The sequence below is a fragment of the Nostoc sp. UHCC 0251 genome (genome assembly GCF_034932245.1).
Classification (GTDB): Bacteria; Cyanobacteriota; Cyanobacteriia; order Cyanobacteriales; family Nostocaceae; genus Nostoc.
Map to the genome: position 1 here is coordinate 1 of NZ_JAYGHD010000131.1, position 10,280 is coordinate 10,280.

Here is a 10,280-nt window from a genome sequence, read left to right on the forward strand (position 1 = left end):
GTTTTTAAACGTGGGTTCCCTACACCCTACCCCCTATCCCCTACACCCTCTGAATTTAGAAATCCCAGGTTATGACAACCCCATTGATTATCTCGTCGATCAACAATACCTCGCTAAAGTTAACTATCGTTCTTTATTTTATGAAACTGGTATTGAACTAACTCCCCAAGACCTGAATCGGATTAATACAGAATTAGACATCCCCCAATATATCCTCAATCGGTTAGCAGCAGACGAACAACGCAACCTCCGCATCATCCTAGAACTAGAAGCACTAGCCCAACATCATCAACGGATTATCGTTTTTAATACCTCCGTTGAACACGCTAGACTCATCGCTTCAATATTGCGTTTCAGAGGATTTAATGCTGATGCTGTTACAGGTGATACCCCCAAATCAGAGAGAGAAAGGCTGATTCAAAGTTTTAAAGACGAACAGCCCCAAACCAAGATTTTATGTAACTACGGCGTTTTAACCACTGGATTCGATGCACCCAAAACCAGCGCCGCCGTTATCGCCCGTCCCACCAAATCCCTTGTCCTCTACAGCCAAATGGTAGGACGCGCCATTCGCGGACTCAAAGCTGGGGGTAATGCTACCGCCGAAATTGTCACCGTTGTCGATAGCCAACTCCCCGGTTTTGGTTCAGTTGCATCAGCCTTTCACAATTGGGAAGACGTTTGGAGGAAAAACCCATGAATGCTAACGCCCATGATATCGTTCCGACTCACCTAGCAGTGCAAGCAATGCGCGATAACGGTTATAAAAACGCCGCCTATGCGATCGCCGAATTAATGGATAATGCCATTCAAGCCGGTGCATCCCAAGTAGAGTTACTGTGTGGTGAACGAAAACAACAAGTAGAAGGGAGGAAGCGATCGCGTATTGAACAAATCGCCGTGTTAGATAATGGTCGTGGTATGGATGCGAATGTTTTACGTCTAGCCCTGCAATTTGGTAATGGTACATATTTAGATCAAGATAAACATACCGGAATCGGACGTTTTGGTATGGGTTTACCCTCATCCTCCATTTCTCAATGCCAACGGGTTGATGTGTGGTCATGGCAAAATGGCATAGAAAATGCACTCCACAGTTATCTTGACTTAGATGAAATCAAAAATCGGCGGATGACCGAAGTACCAGAACCTACGGCTAGACCAATTCCAATGATTTGGACAAAAATCGGTCAGAAATTTGGTGACAGTGGCGCATTAGTAGTGTGGTCAAAAATCGACCGTTGTATGTGGCGGACAGGAAAAGCGATTATTGATAATTCTGAATTTGTGATCGGGAGAATGTATCGCAAATTTATCAATAGGCATGAAGTCAAAATTCGGATGTTAGCATTTGATTTAGATGCTTTATATGACATCATTATAGAAAAATATGCACTACCTAATGACCCTGGTTATCTAATCAAAAAAACCTCCTGTGATTCACCATTTGATAATCAGGCAATGCTCCAACCTTGGCAGGGTGATACATCTTATGAAGCTATTTTTACTATTGATTTTCGTGAACAAGAACATGAAGTCAAAGTTCGCTTTTCCTATGCTAAAGAAGAAGCACGTCTAATAGAAGGAGTGAATAATCCAGGAAGTACACCTCATGGACAACACGCAAAGAAAAACATTGGAGTTTCTATTGTTCGTGCAGGTAGAGAACTAGAACTAGATACGGGAGTAGTCAATGGTTATGAACCTACAGAACGTTGGTGGGGTGTAGAAGTAGAATTTCCACCCTCTCTTGATGATATTTTTGGAGTCACTAATAATAAACAATCAGCCCGGAATTTTAGTGAACTTTTACAAGTCAATATTCAATCTTTATTAGAGGCAGGTAAAACAATTACCCAACTAAAAGAAGAACTCAAAGAAGACGGAGATCCCAAAAGTCCTCTTTTAGATATAGCTCATAAAATAAATAGTCAATTAAGTATTATCCGTGGTTTAATCAAGGCACAAACAAAAGGCACTCGTACCACGCCTGAAAAACGTCATGACCCTTACAAAACTGAGAAAGTAGCCACTACAGTTACCCAAGAACGTCAATCCCAGGGTTACAAAGGTCAAAGTGATGTAGATGAACAATTATCCAAAGAAGAACGAAAACAAGTCATTAAAGAAACTTTAAAAGAAGAAGGAGTTACAGAAAGCAAAGCCGAATTACTAGCAGCAACTACAGTAGATGATGGCTTAAAATATACTTTTCTTGAAGCTCCTCTTGATACTTCTGCTTTCTTCTCAGTTAAACCCAGAGGAGGAGCAATTATTGTTACTTTGAATACCAATCATCCGGCTTATCAAAATTTAGTAGAAATCTTAGAGGAGGACGTAGATAAAGCCGATATAGATACTTTACGTTCTCGGTTGATCAACTCATTAGATGGATTGAAGCTACTACTAATGGCATGGGCAAGGTATGAGGATGAACAACCAGATGGTAAACGTAAAGAAAATGCTCAAGATACTCGCATTGATTGGGGGAGAGTTGCCAGAAGATTTTTAGAGAATGAGTAAGTAACTGATAAAATAATGGCAAATGAACCACAAATTGACCCATTTTTTGCACAACTCTGTCAAGAATACACATCCTCAGAAATTGCTGAAATTGAACAATACTTAACCGAATGGGATCAAGCCAGTTATATCAGCGTTGCCCATAACATTTTAGATCATGCAGCTAGAAAAGAAATTGAACCGTTAAAATTCCTCCGTAAAGCGCACAATTTTAACAAAAAAGGAGCATTAAGAGTACCGAAATCAGCCTATCGTCAAGATGGTTCAGCAGTTTATCGTAAAGGAAATGAATATTTAATTGTGCATCCAGATAAATTTGGCATTGAAAAAATTGTCACCTATGGAGTTAACGATGACTAATACCACCCTAACTAATCAAAATCCTGAATTAACTAAAAATTATATTATTAAACTGTTAGACCAATTAACTATTGATTATCAAAATACTAAATCAGAACGAAAAGCGATCGCTCATCAATCTTCTACATCTGAAGAAGAATTTACAGTGTTAGAAGAAATTGAACTATTAACTACAGATATTCGGGGTTATGCTAGCCAAATTAAAGCCACAGGTTCTATAGACAACCCACAAGAAGCAATTAAAGAATTACAACATAAGCGAGTATTTGATATTCCTAATGTCACTCAATTTTATTTTAATAATTCTCAGCAATATGATAATACTAAATATTATTTACGGATGCTAGATTACCTACGATTAATAATTTTAGAATATTTAACTATTCAGTAAAGCCTTAAAAAAAATATGTAAAAAATTTCAAGCGGAAAATTTTGACAGGCAATGACTACACAAGAAAACATAATTTACCTTGATTACCATTCAACTACTCCCGTTGACCCGAGAGTAGCAGAAAAAGTCATGTACTATATGACTACTGCTTTTGGTAATGCTAATAGTGTAGATCATGGTTATGGAAATGAAGCAGCACAAGCAGTTAAACAAGCCCGTCAATACATAGCTGAATTAATGAATGCTTCTGTCAAGGAAATTATCTTTACATCTGGTGCAACAGAAAGTATTAACTTAGCAATTCAAGGACATATTTATCAACAAAATACTCCCGCCAAAATAATTGTTTCCCCAGTTGAACACAAAGCGGTTTTAGACACCTGCAAAATATTAGCCAAAAAAGGACTTGCTGAAATAATTTGGTTAAATGTCAATCAACAAGCCCAAATTGATTTAGAACATCTAGAAAAAGTCTGCTCTGTCCGTGCTTCCTTACTTTGCGTGATGGCTGCTAATAATGAAGTAGGGACAATTTACCCAGTAGAAAAAATTGGAGCGATCGCTCAAAAATACCATATCCCTTTTTTATGTGATGCTTCCCAAGCAGTCGGTAAAATTCCCCTCAACTTCCAAGACTGGGGTATTACCTATCTAGCTATTTCTGGGCATAAACTTTATGCACCCAAAGGCGTTGGTGCATTGGTAGTAAAAAAAGGTTATCCTCTTGAACCACTTATTTATGGTGGCGGACATGAACAGGGACTCCGATCGGGTACACTCAATGTCCCCGGAATCGCTGGCTTGGGGGAAGCTTGCAGATTGAGACAGTTGGAGATGGGAGTAGATGAAAATGCGATCGCATTTTTGCGAGATCAGCTACAAAATCTACTCAAGGCTCAAATTCCCGATTTACTGGTGAATGGAGACTTAAACAACCGTTTATCAGGTAACTTACATATTTCTATCCCTGACATCCCTAATAGTGCCATTGTTGCTAGAGTTCGCCATCAATTAGCTATTTCTACAGGTGCGGCTTGTTCATCAGGTATTGTCGCGCCATCTCACGTTCTGCAAGCGATGAATCTTGGAGAAAATATAATTGAGGGAGCGTTAAGAATTGGTATTGGGAAATTTACAACCAAAGAAAAAATCGAAAAAGCATCTTCTGCGATCGTCAGTGCAGTAAAGGCTATTTTGAGCCTAAAATAATAAAACCCTTATTAGGGTTTTAAGAGTAATATTTTCAATTACACAAATTCGTCAAATTATCAAATAATTTGGCAAGCGACACTTATGATTTCGCAAGTTGTCGGTAGCGTTCTTGAACTTCTTGAATTGAAAACAAAGTTTCAAACTTCAACCCCGCCGACTCGTACAACTCCCCTCCCCCTTGTTGTCGATCTACTAGTGAAATTACTTGGTCTACGGTATAACCTGCATCTTTAAGACGCTCAACTGCTTTCAAAGCCGATTGTCCAGTTGTAACTACATCTTCCAAAACTACTACTTTTGCACCTTCTGGTAAACTGGGGCCTTCTATATAAGCTTTCGTCCCGTAACCCTTGGCTTCCTTGCGAATAATCAGCGCTGGTATCGGGCGGTTTTCATAAACAGAAACTATACTCACTGCTGTCACAATTGGATCAGCCCCCATCGTTAAACCACCTACAGCCTGTGTATCTACAGGTAGTAAAGGAAACAACAACCGTCCAACTGCTAAAGCACCTTGAGGATGGAGTGTTACCTGTGTCTTGTTGACATAATAAGAACTACGCAGCCCAGAAGAGAGAAGAAAATCACCCTCTTGATAAGCAAGTTGGCAAAATAAATCTAGTAGCTTGTGGCGCAAGCTGGTCAAATCTGTAGTGGTTGCCCAAATATCTGAATGGGTAAGAGTTTCAGTAGGATACGTCATTACAAAACATTAAAAGTTGTGTTACACCAAAGGTTGAACTCATCAGAGTTCTGAAATTAAGCATAAATTAAGATTGCCCAAAACGAAAATTGAGGAGTTGGTAACATGGGTATAAAATTAAAAACCTTTGGTGGTTTATTGGTGCTGCTTGCTGCTGGTATTGCTTTTCCCTCAGTTGTATCTGCTCAAACGGAAACTCCCAAAACTGAAACTGCGAGTGATGTATTTGAACGAGCTTATTTTCGTCACGATCGCAACTTCTATGACAATAGCAGTCTCAAGCGTCAACTAGACTCATTTTTCGGATCGGGTTCCGGTTTCGGTGGTTCCTTCCCAGAAAATGAAATTGCCCGCGATGCTCAGTTACTTAACACTTTATATCGTGATGTCCTGACTCAACAAGTTGGCAACGACCCATATATTCGCACTCCTGATTTACCAAATCCTTACGACACGTCGCTGCTGATGTCTCCTCGTTTCAATAGCAACAAACTCAAGGTAGGAACTGAATTCAGGTTTTAAACTTTACCACCTCGGTAACAGTCCTACTCTATAAGGTCATTAGTCATTAGTTCCTTGTCATTTGTCAGCAACTATTGACTAATGTCTGAATTACCAAATTATGTCTGGAGGGGGTGAACTAAAATGTCAATGCTCAAGATAATTGAGCATTAATTATGTCTCAATCATCTTTGAGAGACTTGTAACATAACACATTACTGCTTTTTAATCATTCAGTGCGCCCTGCTGGAATCGAACCAGCCTGAAGACGAATTATGAGTTCGTTGCCTCCCCAATCGGCCAAAGGCGCTTGTTTTGTGGGGTTTTTCCTTGCCAGGAGTTAATGATTTAAAGTTTTAGTTCAACTTTCTGTGCTAATTCCTAGTGTGAACAAGGTATGTTAGGTAATTAACTAATTATAGCAGGAATCTATAGTTTATGAATAACTCAATGCAAAAATAAGCTAAAAATTAATTAAATAAAATGGAAAACTCGATCAATTAAAAATGTATGCCGACTCAAAAAAACAAAATTTGGATTTGGACAGCAGTAAACGACTTGAAAGATAGAGTTTTGGCATGAGTTTGAGGCGATCGCATTTGCATTGAGCAACGCTAAAGTATAATTTGGGGCGATAGACTCATTATTCAATTAAGGATAAGCTATAAAATAATAGTTAATACTACCGTAATATTGCTCTTTAAACTCCTCTTCACTTAAAGACTTTTCACCGTTCAACCATGAATCCAGCAAAGAAATTTTCAGTCCACATTCTAAACAAAGTAAATTATAAATATTTTCAGGTTTAGTTTCGTAATAGTCTGCCGTTAATGAACCGAACTCAAAGATTATAATAGGCTTGTCTCTTTTAATAAGATTTTTTGCGCCAATTAAAACTTGCAGTTCTGCTCCTTCAACATCTATTTTTATGAATGATACTTTTTGATTGCTATCTAATTTACTATCTAATATATTATCTAAAAGATCGGTTTCTACAGTTATTTCAACTACCTTCTTGTTTGACGTAAGATGTTGACCCTTCTGTAAGCTGCTGTAAGCAGAATTGTCTACTACATAATTAAATTTTGCAGTCCCTTTCGTGTCACTCAATGCCATGTTATATATCTCAACATTTGGCATATCAAATTGTTTAACTAAATATTTATATGAAATAGGTAATGGCTCAAATGCAAAAAACCTACCTTGGCTACAATATCTCATCATTATACCTAGTATAATTCCGTGATGACAGCCTATATCTACACAAATCGAGGAAGAGTTCAAGGCTTTTTTGATGACTTTTCCAGTTAAATAGTCATAATTAACTGCTTTACGGGTTGTTTTGGATAAGAATAATTTTGCGACAAAAAGTTTTAAATAAGGGATATTTTCTACACCTATTAATAAGCTAAGAATACGTATAGCTAAAAGTTTCATAACTAAATCTTTTGTATTTCCACAACTATTTATTAAAAATGTATGACTAAACTTTCAATTGGAGAGTAACAAATGAAATATATATGGAGCCACATCAAAAGTCAACCCTCTCTCCGTAACAAAACTTATATGATTACGTATTACTTAGCAGCTATTTAGTTTCTTCGTAACTCACCCTAGCCCATTTAGGTCCTGTTGAGAGAAGAAGCAGAATTAATGCCTTTATTTGGTAAGGATATAGAAGAATTATGCCAAACCTCTAGTTACAGGGCTATTTCATTCTCATCTAGCCCGCCTCAGAATAAATTCTGAGGCTAATAGCAAAAGTCGTCTAAAGACGACTAATAAAGGCTTTTAGTCCACTTTAGTGGAGTTAGGCTATTAGCCCTGAACTTTAGTTCTGGGCGGTTTATGTCTAGAACGAAATAGCCCTACCTCTAGTTATGTGAGGTAAATGACTGGAGTATAACCAGAGGAGACCCCAGGATATAACAAGTGAAGTAGCGGAATTAAGTGATTTTGCAATTGATGATATTCCTGTACTAGTGGAATGGCTCAAACAGATTAAAATAGCTAAAACTTATATAAATCCCCTTGCGAAGATGTGGGGCAAACCGTCTTTGACGGGTTATGCTTTAAGGCGCGGATGGCGGTCAAAACTTATAAAAGGTGATCTGCAAGACGCTGAAACGACGTATTTACGTCAATAGACAAGATTATTCTACTTTACAGTACGTAAGTAGTATAGCCTACCAGGTTTTTATATTACATAATTTAATTATGAAATAGTGCAAACTAATATTGATTAAGTTCCTTTAAGGATTGAGGTCAAAAGCTTCACTATTCTTAAACAGATTAGCATTCTTATGTAATAGCTTTTCAGCGATGAAAATAAATTCTACTGTACTTCTTACTTTGGTTTTGTTAATCCTGATGATGGGAGCAGGTTCTGTGAGCGCCTTTTTGGGGTTTGAACTGGGGAGTTCAGCACTTAAAGGCGTTACTACACCAGATGGGCGTCCTACAACCAAATTTGCCAGCAATAAGGCAAATAACCCCCAGCAGGCGGGGCTAGTGCTATTAAAAGAGGAAGAGATTCTGAAAATTGTCAAGGCGCGAATTGAGGGTAAGACCAAAGCTGCTAAATCAGAAAAGCTAGAGGAAGATGATGAAGAAACCAATAGCAGCAAGCAGAAGCCAGAAGAAAAACCCCCAGCAGTAGTTGAAGAAAAACTCAAGCCAGGTTTTCCAATTACTGCCCAGAGTGAGGGTGTAACCATGTCTGTGCAATCTGTTCGCTATTCTGGTGGTGATTTGCTATTGAAAGTGAAAATGCAGAACAAAGGTAAGGATTCTGTGCGCTTTCTATATAGTTTTTTAGATGTTACCGATGATAAAGGACGAACCCTGAGTGCTAGTACGGAGGGTTTACCAACAGAATTGCCTGTAAATGGGCCAGCATTTACAGGTACGGTGAGCATTCCCACAGCTTTACTTGATGATGTCAAGAAAATATCACTCGCTCTCACTGATTATCCAGCTCAAGAATTGAAGCTAGAGGCATCGAATATTCCTGTAGAAAGGTAGATTGCGGCAATTTTAGATTTTAGATTTTAGATTGGAGACTTGGTACTAAGCAATTTACTTAGTGCCTAATACCCAAAACTTAATCCAAAATCCAAAATCCAAAATCCAAAATCCAAAAATGGAGGGCGTGAATTTTACACGAGCTTTGGCAGTGAGTGGTTTTCCTAGTTTAATTTGGACAGACGTGGCACTGCGGTTATTGTCAGTGCTACTACTGATTGCCATAAATGCCTTTTTTGTGACGGCGGAATTTTCGATGGTAAGCGTGCGGCGATCGCGTATTCACCAGCTAGTTAAGGCTGGGGATATTCCAGCGATCGCAGTCGAGATGCTACAACGTAGTATTGACCGACTGCTATCTACCACTCAGTTGGGCATTACCCTCTCTAGTTTGGCACTGGGATGGATTGGCGAAAGTACGATTGTCGTGCTGGTGAATGCATGGTTAAAATCCTGGCCTTTACCAAGTAGCATGACTAACTTCCTGGCGCATTCCTTATCAATTCCCATTGCCTTTTTCTTGATTGCCTATTTGCAAATTGTGATCGGAGAACTATGTCCCAAATCCTTAGCCATGCTGTACTCAGAACAGCTAGCGAGGTTTTTGGGGCCTTCAGTAAAAGCGATCGTGCGTTTTTTTGGTCCCTTTATCTGGATTCTCAACCAATCAACTCGTTGCTTGTTGCGGATTTTTGGCATCCAATACACAGGTCAAGGCTGGAGGCCACCTGTAACTCCCGAAGAATTGCAATTGATTATCTCTACAGAATGGGGTTCTACTGGTTTACAGCGTGCAGAGCGAGAATTGCTCAATAATGTATTTGAATTTGGGGATGTCATGGCCCAAGATGTAATGATCCCCCGCACCAGTATTATTGCGCTGCCAAAAGATGCTACCTTCCAGACATTACTTAAAGAAATGGCTTCCACTGGTTACTCTCGTTATCCGGTGATTGGTGAATCTTTAGACGATGTTCGGGGCATTGTTTATTTTAAAGATTTGGCACAACCTTTGGCTGTCGGAAACCTAAATTTGGAGACACAAATCCAACCTTGGATGCGTCCCGCCCGGTTTGTTCCAGAACACACATCCTTGAGTGAACTTTTGCCAATGATGCAGCAAGAGAAACCCGCTATGGTCATGGTAGTGAATGAATTTGGCGGTACTGTGGGACTGGTGACAATCAAAGATGTCATTGCCGAAATCATTGGCGACGCAAGCGTTCCTGAAAGCAGCGACGATTTACTGATTCAGATGTTAGATGAGCAGAAATTTTTGGTACAGGCACAGATCAACCTCGAAGACCTCAACGAAGTTTTGCATCTCGATTTGCCCCTGACAAGAGAATATCAGACACTAGGGGGCTTTTTGCTGTATCAGTTACAGAAAATTCCTAGCAAAGGCGAAACCTTCTGTTATCAAAATCTCGAATTCACCGTGGTATCAATTGTTGGCCCACGCCTGCATCAAATTCAACTGCGACGCCTGGAGGAGGAGGGGGGGGAATGAAGGACAGGGGAAAAGGTTAAAGGGGAAAGGGTAAAGGGATAAATTTAACCTTTCCC

General features: G+C 39.2%; 10 protein-coding genes and 1 tRNA gene. 8 read left to right on the forward strand and 3 right to left on the reverse strand.

Annotated features, from left to right (window positions below; genetic code table 11):
* The 5 genes from VB740_RS14935 to VB740_RS14955 all read left to right on the forward strand — a co-directional run.
* Positions 1-700: DEAD/DEAH box helicase (locus VB740_RS14935; protein WP_323200770.1), on the forward strand; the 700-nt coding region annotated here is incomplete at its 5' end.
* A complete protein-coding gene (locus VB740_RS14940; protein ID WP_323200771.1) occupies positions 697-2,523 on the forward strand; it encodes an ATP-binding protein in 1,827 nt (608 codons plus the stop codon). The genes VB740_RS14935 and VB740_RS14940, both read left to right, overlap by 4 nt.
* 15 nt (positions 2,524-2,538) lie before the next feature.
* Positions 2,539-2,883, forward strand: coding sequence for a hypothetical protein (locus VB740_RS14945; protein WP_323200772.1), 345 nt, complete (start codon positions 2,539-2,541; stop codon positions 2,881-2,883).
* Complete coding sequence (locus VB740_RS14950) at positions 2,876-3,274, forward strand: hypothetical protein (RefSeq protein WP_323200773.1); 399 nt, start codon at positions 2,876-2,878, stop codon at positions 3,272-3,274. The genes VB740_RS14945 and VB740_RS14950 overlap by 8 nt, the downstream gene beginning before the upstream one ends.
* A 51-nt stretch (positions 3,275-3,325) precedes the next feature.
* The gene (locus VB740_RS14955; RefSeq protein WP_323200774.1) at positions 3,326-4,483 is read left to right on the forward strand and encodes a cysteine desulfurase family protein; all 1,158 of its coding nucleotides are present in this window, start codon (positions 3,326-3,328) and stop codon (positions 4,481-4,483) included.
* 82 nt (positions 4,484-4,565) lie between these two features.
* On the opposite strand, the gene pyrE is transcribed toward VB740_RS14955, so the two are convergent.
* Positions 4,566-5,189, reverse strand: coding sequence for an orotate phosphoribosyltransferase (gene pyrE, locus VB740_RS14960; RefSeq protein WP_323200775.1), 624 nt, complete (start codon positions 5,187-5,189; stop codon positions 4,566-4,568).
* Positions 5,190-5,294: 105 nt separating this feature from the next.
* Here pyrE and VB740_RS14965 point away from each other — a divergent pair, with 105 nt between their 5' ends.
* The gene (locus VB740_RS14965; RefSeq protein WP_323200776.1) at positions 5,295-5,711 is read left to right on the forward strand and encodes a hypothetical protein; all 417 of its coding nucleotides are present in this window, start codon (positions 5,295-5,297) and stop codon (positions 5,709-5,711) included.
* A 216-nt stretch (positions 5,712-5,927) separates the two neighbouring features.
* On the opposite strand, the gene VB740_RS14970 is transcribed toward VB740_RS14965, so the two are convergent.
* Both VB740_RS14970 and VB740_RS14975 read right to left on the reverse strand, forming a co-directional pair.
* A tRNA-Ile gene (locus tag VB740_RS14970) sits at positions 5,928-6,000 on the reverse strand.
* 341 nt (positions 6,001-6,341) lie between these two features.
* The gene (locus VB740_RS14975) at positions 6,342-7,127 is read right to left on the reverse strand and encodes an FkbM family methyltransferase (protein ID WP_323200777.1); all 786 of its coding nucleotides are present in this window, start codon (positions 7,125-7,127) and stop codon (positions 6,342-6,344) included.
* 885 nt (positions 7,128-8,012) lie between these two features.
* Between VB740_RS14975 and VB740_RS14980 the strand changes: the two genes are divergently transcribed.
* On the forward strand, positions 8,013-8,714 hold the full coding sequence (locus tag VB740_RS14980) for a hypothetical protein (RefSeq protein WP_323200778.1): 702 nt from the start codon (positions 8,013-8,015) through the stop codon (positions 8,712-8,714).
* A gap of 118 nt (positions 8,715-8,832) precedes the next feature.
* Entirely contained in the window at positions 8,833-10,224 is a 1,392-nt protein-coding gene (locus tag VB740_RS14985) for a hemolysin family protein (protein WP_323200779.1), read from the forward strand.
* Positions 10,225-10,280 lie beyond the last annotated feature (56 nt).